Below are 18061 nucleotides of genomic sequence, written 5' to 3'. Positions count from 1 at the left end.
AACCTGGGCTACCTGATTGAGCCTGTATTTATAACAAAAATTTATGACCGTGACGGGAACATGCTGGAAACCTCCAAGTTGATACGAAAAAAAGTCATTGATATGAGTACGGCCTATATCATGACCAATATTTTGGAAAGCGTTGTAAAATCAGGAACAGGCTGGAGGATCAAAGCTCTTAAACGCCCTGTTGCAGGGAAAACCGGAACAACAAACAACCTTTTTGATGCCTGGTTCATGGGATATACACCCAGATACACCACCGGCGTCTGGGTCGGACTCGACCAGGAGGCACCTCTAGGAAAAGGAGAGACAGGATCCCGGGCTGCCAGTCCCATCTGGCTCGAATTTATGAAAAATACATTGGAAGGAAAACCTGCCAGGACCTTTAATGTTCCTGAGGGCATTGTTTTTGCCAAAATTGATGCCAAAACAGGACTGCTTCCCATCGAAGAATCTGAAAAGACAATCTTTGAGTGCTTTAAGGAAGGCACCATGCCAACTGAATATACATCAAAATCGGATACGGCTTCTGATTCCGAAGATCTCTTTAAAGAAGGAATTTAGCTTGCCAGCGCTATTTTAATATATCCTGAAAGTATTGATAGGCGTTTTCATAGCAGATTTTATCGATTATTCGGGATGAAATCCCTTGTTTTTCCATTTCCCGGATCAGGTTAGGAAGAGATTGAACCCCTGATATGGTTTGGGGAAGGCTGTCAACACCGTCAAAATCGCTTCCTAATCCCAGGCAGTTTTCACCACCGACATTCAGGATGTGCCTGGCATGATCAACCAAAAGAGAAAGGGAAGCATCCGTTAAGTTTGACAAAGCTTTACGGCTTATTTTTCGGGCATCCTGGAGTGTGATGGTCCTGTCCTTGAGACCTTTAAGAATTCTGTCCCGGTTCACTTTTTCATGTTTATAATATTCCGGGCTGATGAATCCAGACCCGTAAGTGAGGCCAATAATTCCTCCCCTGTCTGCAATCACTCTGATCATATCATCACTGAGGTTCCGGTCATTCGGACAAACTTGTCTGGCATTTGAGTGACTTGCCGCAAAAGGAATTTTTGTCATTGACGCAATGTCATAAAATGCCATGTCAGATGCATGGGACACATCGACAATAACACCCAGGTCATTGCAATACCGGATGAGTTGTTCTCCAGGTTTTGTCAGACCGCCTTTATTTCCAAACACTGTCCCGCAAAATTCATTATCATCCCAGGCAATGGTAAGAAGCCTTACACCACGCTGATAAAAATGCTCAAGCATTTCGGGTTTCCCCTTTAATGGTGTTGCTCCTTCAATAGCAATGATTGCAGCTGTTTTCCCTTTTGATTCTATGGCTTAAGCAAGATGTTGGAAAGACGTGGCCGGGACAAAGCGGTCTTTATGGGTTGCGATCAAGGTTTCAATAGCATCAATATAGGCATTGCAAACTTCAAAAGCCTGATTTGGATGATGGGTCTCCAAAATAAAACAGGCAAAGACCTGTGCAATGGTATTGGATGAAATAATTCCCGGCAAATTGACGTGAAGTTCACCAGATGTTGCAAAATCATGATCTTCTTCAACTATTTTTTGTATTGTATCACAGTGGAGATCAAAAAATTTCATATCCGATTTCTTTTATTACTCATTAGTGGTTGAATGAAAAATTGGCGGTTTTCGATCGGGCACTCATTAATTTCATTGGATGATGCCTACCTCATCAACTGACAGTGTTGCATCCAATCGAATTGAAAACTTTAAGGATGGATATCGCCGACCAAGCCTTTTTAAATTAGTGTTTTTGTCTCCTCGCAGTCGCGAGTCTGATCTTGGATGAACAATCAAGGCAAGCCTCTCTGATTTTAGCAGGTCAGGTGACCGGTCTATCTTATTGCAAACTCTATCATAAAAGAGCTCAGAGAAAACAAGATGACCAAAAGCCGGATGCCAGGGACCGGCCAACACCATTGATTCATCTTCCATCATGTCGGAAGCCTGTAGTCCCATGCGGATCACATCGACCTTAGCCGCTTTAAATATTTGAACCATTCCTTTAACAAGCCGGATACTCTCTTCCAGGCTTAACGGCTGATATCTGCCCTGGTTATACCATTGTTCCATAAGGCTGCTTTTCAAGACCATTAATGGATAAATTCTGGCAAAATCAGGGGTAAGTTTTACCAATTTTTTTGTACTTTTAAACAATGAATCCTCATGGTCACCCGGCAATCCCACCATAACCTGAACACCGATTTTAAATGGATATCCTTTCAGCAAATCTATGGCTTTTATTGTATCCATACTGGTATGACCCCTTCTTGATTTTAATAAAACCTCATCGTTCATGGACTGGACACCCAGTTCAATGGCAGATATTTTGTAGGGTTGGACGAGATCAAGCGTCTGTTGGGTAATGGTATCCGGTCGGGTAGAGAACCGTATGCCGTCAATTTTTTTTGTATGGATATAGGGCTGGACCATATCAAGCAATTGGATGATGGTTTCATGTGCCAGTCCCAAAAAATTCCCTCCGAAAAAAGCAAGTTCCACGTATTTTCGAAGGCCTTTATACTGTAAATACTGTGTCACAATTTGATGAAGGGCTGTTTTGCCCGGCAACTTTGGCAAGCTTGATTTTTGATTAGTAATAATGGATTGATTACAGAATGCACATTGATGAGGACACCCTGAATGGGGAATAAATACCGGTATAACAAGAGGTTTTGTCTGATCCATAAATGAAGCCGCCTTCCAGATTTTATTTTCCCGGGTTTTATTTTTCCAGATTTTATTTTTCAGGACTTTATTTTTTTAAGAATCTTCAAGGCTTTTTTAGCAGAATCCTGCTCTGCTGCTTTTTTTGTTTTCCCAAGACCTTTGGACTCGATATTAAAAAGATTTAAACTGATCTCAAAAATTTTATCATGATCAGGGCCGGTCTCATTGAGAACCACATATTGAGGTGTTATTGCACCCTGTTCCTGAACAAATTCCTGCAACATGCTCTTATAATCAACAATCTTTTCATTTGACAGAATTTTCTCAAGGGTTTCGCTGAAAAGATCATGAATCAGCCGGTATACTGTATCAAATCCTGCATCCAGATAAACCGCTGCAATAACGGCTTCAAAGGTATCCGACAGTATGGAATTTTTATCAAATCCCCTGGAAAGTGTTTCTCCTTTTCCAAGCCTGATAAATCTGCCAAGGTCAATAAGCCTCGCCATATCGGCAAGGGCAGGTTCACTGACAAGATTGGATCTTAGCTTTGAAAGCTCTCCTTCCTTTTTTAACGGACTCTTTTCCATTAATACATGTCCGATGCATAGCCCTAAAACAGCATCCCCTAAAAACTCAAGCCGCTCATTATCAGAAGCGCATGAATTCTGATTCTCATTTAAATAAGACCTGTGACACATTGCATTATTCAACAATGATTGGTTTTTAAATGAATATCCAATATTATTTTCAAGAATGGTTAAATTTGTATATTTTTCTTTGCTTTCTTCCAAACGTACATTTAAAGCCTGAAATAAAGAATAGTCAATATTGAGATTATCTTTACCCGAACCAAGGCAAACACCTTCATTAAACACTCCATGGAAATCCGAACCGCCTGTCATTATCAGGTCCTTTTGGTTTGCAAGCTTTTGATAAAAAGATGTCATTGAAACGTCATGGTCGGTATAATAAACCTCCATGCCGACAAGACCATAGGTGATAAGCGTATCAAGAAAATTTTCAATCTGATGACTTTTATTAAACGCCAACAGCCCGGGATGCGCCAGCACCGGGAGACCACCCGCTTCAAGAATCGTTTGAATTGCCTGTTGGCAGGATACCTTATATTTCTCCACGTAAGCCGGCTTGTCTTTGCCAAGATACTTTTCAAACGCTTCTTTGAAAGTTTGTATATATCCCAGTTCTTTCATGAGTTCAGCAATGTGAGGGCGACCGGTCTGGTCCGCACTAAAGCGCTCTTTAACCTGTTCAATACTGATGTTGAATCCAAGGCTGTTTAATTTTTCAATTATTTTCGGATTTCTTTGGGCCCTGGCCTTTTTTGCATTATCAAGAATAGCATTAAGATTTTTATCATAAACACTGAACCCATATCCCAGCAGATGAATACTACCCATATCTTTGAATCCAGATGGCGGATCGCAACTGATTTCAACTCCGGTAATAACTTCCGGACAAGTTGTCAGGGGATGTTTTAAAATTTCCTTGATACCGTTTATGGTATCATGATCTGTTATGGAAATGGCTTTGATTCCGACCTTTTTCGCCAGAGTCATAATTTCTAAAGGAGAAAATGAACCATCCGAAGCTGTAGAATGTACATGAAGATCAATCAACGAACTATCCTGACACTATCTTGCGCCGGCTAAACACCAAGAGCTTTCTCCATATCCTCTTCACGTGTTTTACAATCAATGCACTGGGTGGTAACCGGTCGTGCCTTAAGCCGTTTAATGGAAATATTTTCCTCACAACCCTCACATATTCCAAATGTTTTGTTTTCAACACGGATAAGCGCTTTTTTAATTTTCTTGATCAATTTGTGTTCACGGTCTCGGATACGAAGTTCAAAATTCCTCTCCGCTTCATGGGAAGCCCGGTCCGTTGGATCGGCAAAATTCTCTTTTGGTTTGGTCATACCGGTTACAGTATTGTCAGCATGCGAAAGCAGCTCCTGAAGCCTGTCTTCTAAAAGATTTTTAAAAAATTCCAAATCTTCTTTTTTCATTATGTTTGCCCTTTACCTTAATTTACAAAAACATTCGAACTAAAATAGTATACCAAATTTTAATAAAATGTAAAGAATTAAATGGCACGACCATGACATGATCCGACCTGATTATAAAGTAAATAACAATATCTTTGGCTATTGTTTTTCAGGTATGTCTATATTAAATAATTGGCGGGTGACATTAAGATAAAGGGAATCATCTCTATGGTCACCGGTATTGCGTAAAAAAAGGATGGGGTCATGAATGGTTCTGCTTGCAATGGCCTGTGTCATACGTTTAATTGCCTGGATATCTTCTGGTGAAAGATGCTTTAAATTAGAAAGGGTTTTATTAAATTCAATGTCAACTATGGAAGATATTTTATCGTTCAAAGCCTTGATAGTCGGCACAATGGCAAGGCCTTCCAGCCATTTGCGAAATTTTAATACGGCTTCTTCGATAAATCTTTGGGCCTTAACCGTCTCTTTTCCCCGCTGTTCAATATTTGACTCGACAATATTTTTCAAATCATCAATATCATAGACATAGGCATTGGAAATTGTGTTAATTTTCGGGTCAATATCCCGTGGAACGGCGATATCAATGAAAAAAAGCGTATGATGATGTCTTTTTTTCATGGCCCGCTTGACCTGGGCCTGGGTCAACACATAATCTGTTGCACCGGTTGAGCTGATAATAATATCAACCTCTTTTAATGCATCTTCCCTTTCTTCAAACTTGACAGCCTGTCCATTAAATTTTTGGGCAAGATCCACTGCATTTTTAAAGGTTCGATTCGCCACTATAATATCTTTAACTTTATTGGATATCAGATGCTCCACAGCCAGTTCCGCCATTTCACCGGCACCCAGCAGCATGACGGTCTTTTGGGATAAATCCGAAAATATTTTATTGGCAAGTTCAATGGCCGCATAGCTGATGGAAACCGCATTATCCCCTATCCCTGTTTCTTTTCTGACTTTTTTTGCAACACTAAAAGCCTTGTGCATCAGTCGATTCAGCAGCACGCCCGAGGCATTGTTTTCCACGGCAACCCTGTAGGCCTGCTTTATCTGACCTAAAATCTGTGGTTCCCCCACCACCATTGAATCCAGGCTTGACGCGACCCTGAACAAATGCCGAATCGCATCATCTTCTTTATAAATATATAAAGAACTTTTAAACTCGGAACTGTCAATTTTTCTTTGATGTGAAATAAACTCAATGATTTTATCAACCTGATCATTGGTCTGGTCACCGGCCTGGGGGATATATAAAACTTCTGTCCGGTTGCAGGTGGAAAATATAAGGCTTTCTTTAATGTCTTTGTCCTGTTTTTAAAATTCAAGTGCGACGATTGCCTTTTCACCTGAAAATGAGAGTTTTTCCCTGAGTTCAACCGGTGCGGTTTTATGATTTATACCAATTAAAATAATTTTTGACATTGTTCTTTCTTTATTTTGTAAAGGCCTGGTGATGCCCGCCTAACAGCATATTGACCCCAAGAAACGTAAATATGATAATAAAAAAACCGATAATGGTCATTATGGCTGATTTTCTGCCACGCCATCCCGAATAAAGACGTAGATGCAGTAAGGCCGCATAAACCATCCAGGTTCCCACAGAGAATACTTCTTTGGGGTCCCAGCTCCAGAATCTGCCCCAGATAGTTTTTGCATAGATAAACCCTGTGACAAGTCCGATGGTAAGCAAGGCAAACCCTGTGGTCAAACAGGTATACCCGACATTATCCAGAAAATCCAATGATGGCAGCCGTTTGAAAAAAAAACCGGGACTTTTAGTCTTAATCCCTTTTTCCTGCAACAGGTATAAGATCCCTGCCCCGCATGCGAGAGCCAGGGCAGCCTCTCCTGTAAATACCAGAAGGATGTGGGAATAAAACCAAAATCCCCTTAATATGGCATTCTTCTCAACTGGTGCATCCGGAATCATCACTACTGCCAGCATGATGGCAGATAACAAAACCGAAACAAATACTCCGAGAATTTTGAGATTAAATTTGTATTGGAAAAATAAAAACATGCTGCCCAGGGCAAATGCCGCAAGTGATAAACTCTGGGATAAATTCTGTATGGGCACATGCCCGCTTGCTATCGTGTAAATCACCATACTGATAAAATGAAATACAATGGCTGTTGTAATCAAGTAAAAGGCAGTTTTTTGACAGGCCGATTTCTGATTAAATAAAAACAGCAAGTACCCTGTCATGCTTGTAAAATAGAGCACAGTTGTTAGCACTAACACCATGTCGGCTGTTTGAAGATTCATTCATCACTCCTCGAAGAAACAAGATCTTGATACGAATATTTCCTTCCAAGAACATCACATAAGACCGCGTTTATGTTTATTTCATCATTTGCTTTAATCAGTTCAAGAATCCCCTTCTCAATGAGGGTATGAAAGATTGCTTTGTTTTCATTTGAGGCTTGCCCGGATGATAAAAGCTTTTTACGTATATTTCCCATCAAACCTAACAATTGTGCGTACTCAGGCCCAAAATAATTTTCAAGATCCTGCCGGATTTTCTTTGCCATTGCAGGACTTGATCCCGAGGTTGAAACAGCCACGATCAGATCCCCCCTGTCCACTATCGAAGGAAGTAGAAAATCACTATTATCAGGTGCATCGGCCACATTACAAAGGATATTGAGCATTGAAGCATCGTTTTTTATCTGCTGGTTCAAATCAGCATTATTGGTGGCGGCAAAAACAAGAAACATCCCTTTCACATCTTGTTTCTCATATTCTTTTTTTTCAAGACAAATAGTTGTTTTTTTTAAATCATCAAACCTGGGCGAAAACCGATCACTGATCACTTTTACATTTGCACCGCATTTTTCAAGGGTTGCAGCCTTTCTTGCACCAACACTTCCGCCCCCCACAACAAGACAATCCTTGCCTTTTAACTCAAGAAATATAGGGTAATATTTCATTGTTATCCTTTATTCAACCCTTGTTTGCATAAAACAATTAATATATATTGCCCTAGCATATTTTTCAATATCTAACTATTATTTAGGGATAATTAACATGATTATTGATTCACACGTACATATTTTCCCGGAAAAGATCAAACAGGACCGTTCCGGATATTTTGATAATGAACCTGAATTCAAACTGCTTTATAATTCACCAAAAGCTAAAATCAGCACTATTAATGATTTAATAGAATCAATGGACGAATATCAGGTTGATATCTCCATCATCTGTGGTTTCCCCTGGCGAAACCCGGAGTTTACAAAACAAAACAATGACATCATCATTGAATCCGTCCAAAAACATCCGGACAGAATCAAGGGTCTTGCCTGTTTTGATGCAGCCTGGGACGGCGCGCCCCATGAAACCCGAAGATGTATCGAGGCAGGTCTTTGCGGTGCAGGGGAACTGGCATTCTACCTTTCCGGAATTGACAAAAAGGCCTTGTCATGCCTTGATCCTGTCATGGCTGTTTTAAGGGACAAAGGCAACCTGCCCTGCATGATCCACACAAATGAACCGGTGGGACACAAATATCCCGGTAAAACTCCCATTACCCTGGAACAGATATATAGGCTTGCCAAAACTTTTCCTGACAATAGAATTATTCTGGCCCACTGGGGAGGAGGAATCTTTTTTTACAACATCATGAAAAAAGAGACAAAAACCACCTTAAAAAACATCTGGTATGACACAGCAGCCTCCCCGTTTTTATATGATTCACAAATCTATGACATTGCCGTTAATGCAGGAGTAGCAGATAAGGTTCTTTTTGGAACTGATTTTCCATTACTGCCACCTGGCAGGTATTACAAAGATATTGATAATTCAAATATCAATTCCCTTCAAAAGGAACAGATACTGGGTAAAAATGCTGCCTTATTGTATGCCTAAAGTGCCATGGCATTATGAAAATCTGCTTTCACATGATCCAAATCTGTTTTTTGTTTACCGTTTAGTCTTTGGTTGGCGGATCATGCAAAATAAGGTGTAGAGCAAACGGCTTGCCCGGTTTTAACTCAATAGACGACCAGAATTCTCAAATAGATTTGTTTTGTTACGCATTCAGGGCGAGCCACTTTTTTAAAAACAAATCTTGAATTACATATTTTCCATTCTTTACTAATATTTCTTTTTCAAACAGAGTTTTCAAACACCGTGTGACAATGGATGCAGTTTTTATATTTACATCGACTAACGCCTCTGCTGCAAAAAGATTTTGGCCATTATTAATTAATACCAGTTTCAGGGTTTTCTTCTGGTTGATAGACAAATTATCCCACAGGGTTTGATATTCCAGATGTTTTTGGTCAATCATCGCTCTTTCAATCATATTGATTGTTTGATCATTCCAGGAGTTGTGCTGTAATTCCCGCCATAGAAAAAAACAGAACAATTGAATATACATGGGATGATTTTCAAACCGTTCAACGATTCCTTGAATAATCGCTTTTTTAATGGATAAATTTCCGCTGTTAAACAATTTGATCATCCAGGGGATATAGTGTTTTGTTTCGATCTGTTTAAGCGGGTAACTCGCTGCCTGTTGATAAAACGCTCTGTCCTGGGACTGAAACATGGCTGTCAGCAAATGCTGTTGACTTCCGGAAAAAATATAACAGATATTTGACTGTTGCTGGATATAGGATCTTAACTGTTTTTCAAATGAAGTCGCATTGACATATTTTGCCACTTCCTGGAATTCATCCAGAGCAATGACTATTTTTCGTTTCCTGGAAAATTTTTCAAGCAGTTCCATAAGGTTTTTTAAAATCAGGTTCTCATCTGTTGATTTGAATGCGGGTGTAATGGTTGGTGAATTTGTAGCCGGATCCATACTGATTTGAAAAGAAAATTTGTCAATGCTGCTTTTTAACAGCTTTAAAAGCTTGTCTGTATTTGTCTCCAAGATATTCAATTGTTGAAAAATCCGAGTAATAAATTCTTTTTCAGATGTTGTACCGTATAGATCAATGTAAAGCGCTCCAATATCAGGCGATTGCTGTTTGATATTGAGAAACACCTGCTTGATCAGTGAACTTTTTCCGGTTCGTCTGTGGGAATATAGCAAAACATTTTGTGAGGCCCTGATAAATTCCAGCAGATCATCTTGTTCTTTTTTTCTGTTACAAAAACAAGACCCAGTGACAACGTTGCTATAGGTAAATGGATTTTTCATTTTAGCTCCGATATTACACAAAATACTATAATTATACTTGCGTATAAAATATTATGCATTACGTGTAAAGTCAATTAATTTAATGAAAAATATCACTCAACGAACAACTTCAATATTATTTTTTATAATTGTCAGTCAGAGGTTACACAGGAATACTGATCCTGAAGGTGCTGCCTTTATCTTTTTTACTTTGGACATCAATTTTTCCTTTGTGATACTGGATGATATGTTTAACAATGGCAAGACCAAGCCCGGTACCGCCTTCATGCCGGCTTCTTGCCTTGTCCACCCGGTAAAACCGGTTAAAAATATTTGATAAATGCTCTTTAGCAATTCCACAGCCTTTATCTTTAATCTCAATATCTATGAAATCATCCTGCCTTGTTACTGTTATGGTAACAGGTTTATCCTCACGACTATATTTTACGGCATTGTCCACAAGATTGATAAAGGCCTGTTCCATAAGAATGGGGTCAACCATGGCTGTGAGATCCTCGGGGCAGTCAATGCTGACAGCGATATTTTTTGCCTGGATGCCGGCATGGCAGGAATTTACCGCTCCATGGATTAATGTTGCCATATCCTGGCTTTCAAGCTGAATATCGGTTCCCTGCAGCCGTTCAAGTCTTGACAGGGCTAAAAGATCGTTGATCAGATCGATCATCCGGTTTACATTTTTTTCAATAATTTTTAAAAAACTTTCACTCTTACCGGTGTCATTAGTGTTCAACATTTCCTGCAGGGTTTCAATAAATCCTTTTATCGAAGTCAGAGGAGTTTTTAACTCATGGGACACATTGGCGGCAAAGTCTTTATGCATTCTTTCAAGCCTTCTCACCCTGGTGATATTATGAAAAATAATCAGGGTTCCCATGCGTCTTTCACCTGTATCATAAAGGGCTGTAGAATGAATATTTAAAATCAGATCCTCATCCCTTGTGATCACAATATCATCCTCGACAGGTTCAGGGGTTGCCAATGCCCGTTGAATGAATTTTTGAAACTCAAAATTTCTTACAACCTCTAAAATATATCTGGCTTTAAGTTTAGATAGAGGAAAATCAAATATTTTTGCGGCAGCAGCATTAATCGTAATAATTCTTTCATCTTTATCTATGGCAATGACACCTTCCTGCATGCTTGCATGAACGGCTTCAAGTTCCATGCTCCGAGTTTTAAAATCCTTGATTTTCTCATCCAGATTTTCAGCCATCCGGTTCATGGTGACAGCAAGTTCAGACAATTCTTCAGAGGCAGGTATCGCAAGTCTATCACTCAAATCCCCCTGGGCAAATTTAGCCGCTCCTTTTTTCATTTGCTCAATGGGGTGTGTGATTCTTCGGGATAGATACAAACTTACAATGGCAGCAATTAAGATTGTGAAAAACAATGCAATAAGAATATATTTCTTATTGATTTAATTTTGTTATCAATGGCAGAAACGGACACGGACGTTCGTACAACAGCTGTCACTGCCTTGTCATGTATCACGGGAAGAGCAATATACATCATATTCTTATCAAGCGTTGAACTATATCTTATGGAAATTCCTGTTTTTCTTTTCAGGGCTTCCTTAATTTCAGGCCGCTTCATGTGGTTTTCCATCATCTTTATATCACCGAAAGAGTCACCGACTACAACACCGGAAGGAAGAATAATTGTTACCCTTGTTCCTGTCTTTTCGCCTATATCCTTACAATACTCATCAATATTGCGGATTCGATCCTGATCACCATTTATAATATCACAGGGTGTGATATCATCTGAAAGAATATCACCAAAATTTATTTGCAGCAGTTTTGCCCTGACTATTAACTCTTTTTCACAATTTTTAAGAAAAAACTTCTTAAAATAACTGGCTGAATAAGATGTAACCGATGCAAGAGAAAGAAAGATAATAATCAAAAATGATGGAAAAATCTGCCAAATCAATTTCTTTTTCTTATCCATATTCTTTATCCTTTAAACCGGTAACCAACGCCCCTGACTGTTTCAATGAAGGAAGCATAATTTTTCAGTTTTTTACGCAATCCAACAATAATGACATCAATACTTCTTTGGGTCACTGCATAGTCTTCACCATGAATGGCATCAACGATCTGCCCCCTGGTAAATACCCAGCCTTTTTTATCTGCAAGAAAAGAGAGCAGTTCAAATTCCGACAGGGTCAGCTCCAGCTCATTTCCTTCAATCGTGACCATGTGCCGGGCTCGGTCAATGATCATATCCCCCTCCTGCTTTATCCTGTCCGGGGTATCTGCAAAGTTCTTTTTGCGCCGCCGTAAAATCGCCCGGATTCTTGCCACCAAAACCTTTGGGCTGAACGGTTTTGATATGTAATCATTTGCTCCCAGTTCAAGCCCTGTAACAATATCAGACTCTTCTCCTTTTGCCGTCAGCATGATAATAGGGATATCTTGGGTTTGCTCATTACTTTTCAAGTATTTTGTTACTTCCAGGCCATCAATACCCGGGAGCATCAAATCCAGAACCATCAGGTCGGGTTGGGATAGTTTAGCTATTTTAATAGCCTGTTCTCCGGTCTGGGCTGTCAATATTAAGTATCCCTCATTTTTCAAATTGTATTTGATCAGTTCGATGATGTCTTGTTCATCATCCACAATTAAGATGGTCTCTTTTGCCATTTTTTCTTCCTGTTTTTTTTAATTTTCAACCATTTGTTTGAGTTTTATAAACTGATGGATATTTGTCAAATATAATATCTCACATTTCACCTATGCCTGATAATTTCACCTTCTATAAGGTAAATCACTTCTTCTGCAATATTGGTGGTATGATCCCCGATCCTTTCCAAATGCCTTGAAATCAGATACATGTTGATGATTTCACCCACCATTTCCGGATGTTTTTGAATATCTTTTTTCATTGAATCATAGGCATCATTTCTCATGATATTCACATCTTTATCCATCTCCATGACGTTGTATGCCATATCTACATCCATCCGCACCAGGGCATCCAGGCTCATTCTCAGCATTTTTGCAGCCTGATCCGCCATTGATGTGTAATCATACTTGAATTTATTGGGATCCTGTGAAGAGGTGATAAATCTTCGTGAAATATTTGCTGCATAGTCTGCAATTCTTTCCAGATCATTGTTAATTTTTATCACCACCACAAAAAACCGCAGATCCATGGCAACCGGTTGATAAAGTGCCAGTACTTTCAGGCATTCTTCTTCCACTTCGATTTCACGTTCATCGATTTGAAAATCTGTATCTATAATTTTTTGGGCAAGTTCCAAATCCCCTGTTTTCACTGCATAAATTGCCTTTTGAAACCGATCTTCCACCATTGCCCCAAGGGATAGTATTTCTTTTTTTATTTTCTCTATTTCTCTTTGCAGATGGCCTGTCATGGTTCTGTCTCCTTAACCAAATCTTCCGGTAATATAATCTTCTGTCTGCTTTAGTTCGGGTTTTGTAAATAAGGTATCCGTATCATTGACTTCTATGAGTTTGCCCATATAAAAAAATGCAGTCCTGTCGGAAACTCTGGCAGCCTGCTGCATATTATGGGTCACGATGATAATGGTGAGTTTTAAAGAAAGTTCGGTAATCAATTCTTCAATCTTTTGTGTGGCAATGGGGTCAAGGGCCGAAGCCGGCTCATCCATCAATAACACTTCAGGGCCTACGGCAAGGGCACGGGCAATGCACAGGCGCTGTTGCTGCCCCCCGGAAAGTCCTAAAGCAGATTCATTCAGCCTGTCCTTTACCTCATCCCATATGGCTGCCTGTTTTAAACTTTTCTCAACAATTCGGGTGATTTTCGCCTTATCTTTCACCCCATTTACTTTCAAACCATAAGCAATATTTTCAAAAACAGATTTTGGAAATGGATTGGGTTTTTGAAAAACCATACCCACCTGCCTTCGTAAGGTTACAACGTCGATGGAAGGGTCATAAATATCATTATCATCCAGCATGGCCCGGCCCTTCACCCTGATTCCGGAAATCAAATCATTCATTCGGTTCAAACATCTCAAATAGGTACTTTTTCCGCATCCGGAGGGGCCGATAAGTGCCGTTACCCTGTTTTCAATAAAATCAATTGAAATTTGATCAAGCGCCTGGAAATCTCCATAAAAAAAATCCAGATTTTTGGTATGCATTTTAATATGAGTCTGCATATAGCTATATCCTTAACTTTTTTCTTATTTTAGACCGCAGTATAATTGCCGAAAGATTCATTCCAAATACCAGAACAATCAACACCAGAGCCGTCCCGTATTGAAGATGACGTGTGGCTTCAATCTGGGTTCCGGCAGTGGCCAGCACATAAATGTGATACGGCAATGCCATGACCTCATCCAGGATGGATGCCGGAAGATCAGGTGTGAAAAAGACAGCTCCCGTATACATGATTGGGGCGGTTTCTCCGGCAGCCCGGCTTATCCCCAATATTGAACCTGTAATAATACCGGGGAATGCCACAGGCAAAACAACTTTTCTAATGGTCTGCCACTTAGTTGCTCCCATGGCAAGGGATGCTTCCCGATAGGTATTGGGAACAGACTTTAAGGCCTCTTCTGAAGCACCGATGATAACCGGCAGGGTCATGATTCCCAATGTCAATCCTCCGGAAGCAGCGGATACTCCCATCTTTAACACAATACAAAAAAAGGCAAGTCCGAACAATCCAAATACAATGGACGGAACACCGGCAAGATTATTGATTCCCAGCCGGATGAACCGGACAAGCTTTCCCTGACTCGCATACTCATTAAGATAAATAGCTGAGGCCACACCAATGGGCAAGGCTACAAATATGGTTACAAGACACAAAGCCATGGTTCCCACAATACAGGGGAGGATACCACCTGCAGTCATGGAATCCTTTGGTGCCTGGGATAAAAATTCCCATGAAATAGCCCGCCAGCCACGGGATAGCATAAAACATACAATCAATGCCAGAGCCGCACCATTAAGCAAGGCAGCTATTCTTAAAAATGAAAAGCATAATTTTTGTATGATTAATCGTTGTTTTATCATTATAAGGAAGCCTCTCCCACCTGCCGGAACTTATAAGAAATATAATCAGCAATCAAATTAAAAATAAACGTAAATACAAACAGAACAATACCAATGGCAAAAAGTGCATGATAGTGCTCACCGCCAAAAGGTGCTTCCGCCATTTCTGCTGCAATGCTTGCCGGCAAGGGGCGGACAGGGTCAAAAATAGACCCGGGTATCATGGCCGCTCCGCCTGCTGCCATCAGCACCACCATGGTTTCTCCAATGGCCCTGGAAAGGCCCAGGATAACCGCTGTACAAATTCCCGAAAGTGATGCTGGAATAATGACCCTTACAATGGTTTCAAAATGGGTGGCTCCCAGGGCAAATGACGCCTCTTTTAAAGCCACAGGGACAGAGAAAATTGCATCCTCTGAGATACTGCAAATGGTCGGAATCGCCATAAAGGCCAGCATCAAGGATGCATTAAACATGTTCAATCCCACGGGAATATTAAAAAGCTGCTGGATAAATGGCGCCACCACTACCATGCCGAAAAATCCAATCACCACCGATGGCATGGAGGCCATAAGTTCTACAATGGGTTTTACAATTTCAGCCACTTTAGGTGAGGCGATTTCTGCAAGGTATACAGCCGTCATAATTCCCAAAGGAATTGCCATTATGCCTGAAAGAAGAGTGACGCAGATGGAACCCAGTATTAATGAAAGAATCCCGAAATCTGCAGGATCATCCGTGGGGTACCAGTATTTACCAAAGACAAACTCTTTTATACTGACATGATCTAAAATGGGTATTCCTTCAATAAAAAGGAAGACCACAATCAAAAACAAGGCTGTTATGGAAAAGAGTGCAATCAGTAAAAACCCCGAATGCACTCCTCTATCAATATGTTGACGTTTCAACGATCAGCTCCCGATAGATTAGAATAAGGGAATTGAACCGGCTTCTTTTACAAGTTCCTGGCCTTTTTTAGAGAGGATAAAGGATATAAAACCCATGGTTTCACCCTTTGGCCAGCCTTTTGTGAACATGAAAAGCCCTCTGGATATCGGATATGATCCGTTTAAGGTATTTTCTTCTGTTCCTTCAATACCCTCAACTTTTACAGCCTTTATCTTGCTGTTAAGATAACCCAGACCAACGTATCCAATTGCTCCCGGAGTCGTTGCGACTGCCTGTACAATACCGCCATTGGAAGGTACGGTCAGGGCACCGGGAATAACGCGTTCTTTTTTCATGACAAGATTTTTCCATACCCCGAATGTCCCGGAAGAGCTGTCTCTTGAAATAACAACTATTTTACCCGGGGTTCCGCCAAGTTCTTTCCAGTCTTTTATTTTACCCAGATAAATGTCTTTTAACTGGGCCATGGTAAGATCAGCCACATCATTCTTATTGTTGACAACAGGAACAATGGCATCCAGAGCAATCCTGAAAGGTACTGGATAAACACCATTTGTATTAGCCAGGTTAACTTCTTTTTGTTTGATGAATCTTGAAGCATTGCCAATATCTGCTGTTCCATCAATAATTGCCTTGATCCCGTTTCCCGAACCACCACCAGAAAGGGAAATCTTTACATTTGGATTCTCTGCCATATAGGCTTCGGCAGCCTTTTGGGCAATGGGAAGAACTGTTGTGGACCCCTTAATAACAAGTTTGCCTGCAAATACCGGCGATGATGCAATAAGCAAAGAGACAGTTAACACCAGAATTACTTTAATAAATTTGTTCATGATTTTCTCCTATGTAAGATTAAATAAATAAATGCTTTTATCAAGCATGATTACTTGAGAATAAATTCTACAATTTAAAGGTTAGAATTGTATTAGAGTTGTGTTAAGGCTAAATTAAATTTTAGGGGAAATATCTTTTTCAAGGGATAAGATATTGTTGATTTCCTCGTTTTGTATAGATCAGAGCCCCGGTTATGGCGGTAAATGGCGCTACAGTAACCAGACCAAAGCTTCCTACAATGGTGTTCAGGATTTCTGCAGCGACATAGTTAAGGTTAAAAAAATTAGCCAAGGGCACGCCCTGGGCCATAAAAACCATCATTAAAGTTATGTAGCCTCCAGAGTAGGCAAAAAGCAACGTGGTCGTCATCGTTCCCACAACGGCTCTACCAACACGAAAACCGGATCGCATAGCCTCTGTGAAGGAAATATCCGGTTTTTTGAGCACCACCTCATACATACTGGCTGCCACATCCATGGCCACATCCATGACAGCGCCTGCTGAGGCCATGAAAATACCGGCCAGAAAAATTCTCGTCAGATTGAGATGGGGAAAACCGGAATAGAGAAGTGTTTCGGAAAACGGTTTGATTGCTCCGTGCAAATGAAAGCCCCTGGAAAAAGTTAACGCAAGCACGCATGTTGTTATAATACCGAAAAAAGCGCCCAAAAAGGCAACCAGACCGCGTCGAGTTAATCCACCTACCATGAATATAATCGCTGCTGTTAAAGCTGTGACCACGGCCAGTGACACCATGATGGGATCAACATTTCTCAGAAACAAGGGAATCAGGATTTTCCAGATAGCCAAAGCAGAAAAGATGAATGATAATATAGCCTTGACACCGGTCCACCCTGCAAAGGAAACAAGGAGAAGAGCGAAACAAATCAACAAAACCAGTTCGGTATGGAGACGGTAGTGGTCCTGGGCATTGGCATAAAAAACCTCACCTTCCTTGAGAGACAACACCATCAGTGCTGTATCCTTTACCTTGAAAATCTTGTCCAACTCCAGCTTGCCGATAATCTCATTATCAGCGCATACTTTTTTGCCGGCAAATGGGCCGTCCAGAACCTGAACAATAAGATCCTGGGTTCCAATTTTGACGATGCCGAACTGTTTAACCTCAGAATTGTCCACGCCTAAGATGCGCCCGCGACATCGAACGGAATTGTTTGGCTGGCGATCCTCAAAACCGGTGGGGACAAAACATAGAATAAGTGTAAGAACGGAAAATACCACTGCAAGAGCAACATCCCGTTTCCATAGAGAGTATGGTCGTTTCATCATTAAAATCCGTGATAAATATTTAGAAGGGATTGGGCAAGGCCGTATGTCAAATCATAGGCCTTGCCATGAAAAAGAAAACTCACAAAAAAGATGTCTCCCTGTTCAGCAAACAATTTTCTATTGGGCT

The 18061-nt window shown here is 40.5% G+C and carries 18 protein-coding genes and 1 pseudogene; 2 read left to right on the top strand and 17 right to left on the bottom strand.

The features are described from left to right. Nucleotides 1–567: penicillin-binding transpeptidase domain-containing protein (locus K8S13_RS02600; protein ID WP_291460202.1), on the top strand; the 567-nt coding region annotated here is incomplete at its 5' end. Nucleotides 568–577: 10 nt separating this feature from the next. Here the strand turns inward: K8S13_RS02600 and K8S13_RS02595 are convergent. From K8S13_RS02595 to K8S13_RS02565, 7 genes and pseudogenes are all read right to left on the bottom strand, one after another. Continuing rightward, a pseudogene (locus K8S13_RS02595) lies at nucleotides 578–1624 on the bottom strand (dipeptidase). A gap of 72 nt (nucleotides 1625–1696) precedes the next feature. After that, nucleotides 1697–2734: an elongator complex protein 3 gene (locus tag K8S13_RS02590; protein WP_291460200.1), complete on the bottom strand. Its 1038-nt coding sequence runs from the start codon at nucleotides 2732–2734 to the stop codon at nucleotides 1697–1699. Between the two features lie 59 nt (nucleotides 2735–2793). Then, nucleotides 2794–4356 (bottom strand): ribonuclease III, encoded by a 1563-nt coding sequence (gene rnc, locus K8S13_RS02585; protein ID WP_291460199.1) that lies wholly within the window; start codon nucleotides 4354–4356, stop codon nucleotides 2794–2796. A gap of 29 nt (nucleotides 4357–4385) precedes the next feature. After that, entirely contained in the window at nucleotides 4386–4748 is a 363-nt protein-coding gene (gene dksA, locus K8S13_RS02580; RefSeq protein ID WP_291460198.1) for an RNA polymerase-binding protein DksA, read from the bottom strand. 138 nt (nucleotides 4749–4886) lie between these two features. Beyond that, the gene (gene hemA, locus K8S13_RS02575) at nucleotides 4887–6053 is read right to left on the bottom strand and encodes a glutamyl-tRNA reductase (RefSeq protein WP_367172513.1); all 1167 of its coding nucleotides are present in this window, start codon (nucleotides 6051–6053) and stop codon (nucleotides 4887–4889) included. A gap of 133 nt (nucleotides 6054–6186) precedes the next feature. Next, nucleotides 6187–7020, bottom strand: coding sequence for a c-type cytochrome biogenesis protein CcsB (gene ccsB / locus K8S13_RS02570; protein ID WP_291460196.1), 834 nt, complete (start codon nucleotides 7018–7020; stop codon nucleotides 6187–6189). Beyond that, nucleotides 7017–7685: a bifunctional precorrin-2 dehydrogenase/sirohydrochlorin ferrochelatase gene (locus K8S13_RS02565; RefSeq protein WP_291460194.1), complete on the bottom strand. Its 669-nt coding sequence runs from the start codon at nucleotides 7683–7685 to the stop codon at nucleotides 7017–7019. Before K8S13_RS02565 ends, ccsB begins: the two co-directional genes overlap by 4 nt. A gap of 97 nt (nucleotides 7686–7782) precedes the next feature. On the opposite strand from K8S13_RS02565, the gene K8S13_RS02560 reads away from it, so the two are divergent. After that, nucleotides 7783–8622 carry an amidohydrolase family protein gene (locus K8S13_RS02560; protein WP_291460192.1) on the top strand — a complete coding sequence of 280 codons (840 nt, stop codon included), beginning with the start codon at nucleotides 7783–7785 and terminating at the stop codon, nucleotides 8620–8622. 163 nt (nucleotides 8623–8785) lie between these two features. On the opposite strand, the gene K8S13_RS02555 is transcribed toward K8S13_RS02560, so the two are convergent. From K8S13_RS02555 to K8S13_RS02510, 10 genes are all read right to left on the bottom strand, one after another. Then, on the bottom strand, nucleotides 8786–9907 hold the full coding sequence (locus tag K8S13_RS02555; RefSeq protein WP_291460191.1) for an ATP-binding protein: 1122 nt from the start codon (nucleotides 9905–9907) through the stop codon (nucleotides 8786–8788). A 142-nt stretch (nucleotides 9908–10049) separates the two neighbouring features. Continuing rightward, nucleotides 10050–11222, bottom strand: coding sequence for a HAMP domain-containing sensor histidine kinase (locus K8S13_RS02550; RefSeq protein WP_291460190.1), 1173 nt, complete (start codon nucleotides 11220–11222; stop codon nucleotides 10050–10052). Between the two features lie 56 nt (nucleotides 11223–11278). Beyond that, a complete protein-coding gene (locus K8S13_RS02545; RefSeq protein WP_291460189.1) occupies nucleotides 11279–11857 on the bottom strand; it encodes a hypothetical protein in 579 nt (192 codons plus the stop codon). 5 nt (nucleotides 11858–11862) lie between these two features. After that, the gene (locus K8S13_RS02540) at nucleotides 11863–12552 is read right to left on the bottom strand and encodes a response regulator (protein WP_291460188.1); all 690 of its coding nucleotides are present in this window, start codon (nucleotides 12550–12552) and stop codon (nucleotides 11863–11865) included. Between the two features lie 86 nt (nucleotides 12553–12638). After that, complete coding sequence (gene phoU / locus K8S13_RS02535) at nucleotides 12639–13286, bottom strand: phosphate signaling complex protein PhoU (protein ID WP_291460186.1); 648 nt, start codon at nucleotides 13284–13286, stop codon at nucleotides 12639–12641. A 12-nt stretch (nucleotides 13287–13298) separates the two neighbouring features. Then, nucleotides 13299–14060, bottom strand: a complete 762-nt coding sequence (gene pstB, locus K8S13_RS02530) for a phosphate ABC transporter ATP-binding protein PstB (protein WP_291460185.1) — start codon at nucleotides 14058–14060, stop codon at nucleotides 13299–13301. Between the two features lie 4 nt (nucleotides 14061–14064). After that, on the bottom strand, nucleotides 14065–14922 hold the full coding sequence (gene pstA / locus K8S13_RS02525) for a phosphate ABC transporter permease PstA (protein WP_291460184.1): 858 nt from the start codon (nucleotides 14920–14922) through the stop codon (nucleotides 14065–14067). Then, nucleotides 14922–15809 carry a phosphate ABC transporter permease subunit PstC gene (gene pstC, locus K8S13_RS02520; protein ID WP_291460182.1) on the bottom strand — a complete coding sequence of 296 codons (888 nt, stop codon included), beginning with the start codon at nucleotides 15807–15809 and terminating at the stop codon, nucleotides 14922–14924. The genes pstA and pstC overlap by 1 nt, the downstream gene beginning before the upstream one ends. An 18-nt stretch (nucleotides 15810–15827) precedes the next feature. Continuing rightward, entirely contained in the window at nucleotides 15828–16643 is an 816-nt protein-coding gene (locus K8S13_RS02515; protein WP_291460180.1) for a PstS family phosphate ABC transporter substrate-binding protein, read from the bottom strand. Nucleotides 16644–16782: 139 nt separating this feature from the next. Then, nucleotides 16783–17934 (bottom strand): YibE/F family protein, encoded by a 1152-nt coding sequence (locus K8S13_RS02510; RefSeq protein WP_291460178.1) that lies wholly within the window; start codon nucleotides 17932–17934, stop codon nucleotides 16783–16785. Nucleotides 17935–18061: the final 127 nt, after the last annotated feature.

This window comes from Desulfobacula sp. (assembly GCF_021107415.1).
The sequence above is the reverse complement of the archived record's forward strand: the minus strand, read 5'-3'. Positions and strand labels throughout refer to the sequence as shown.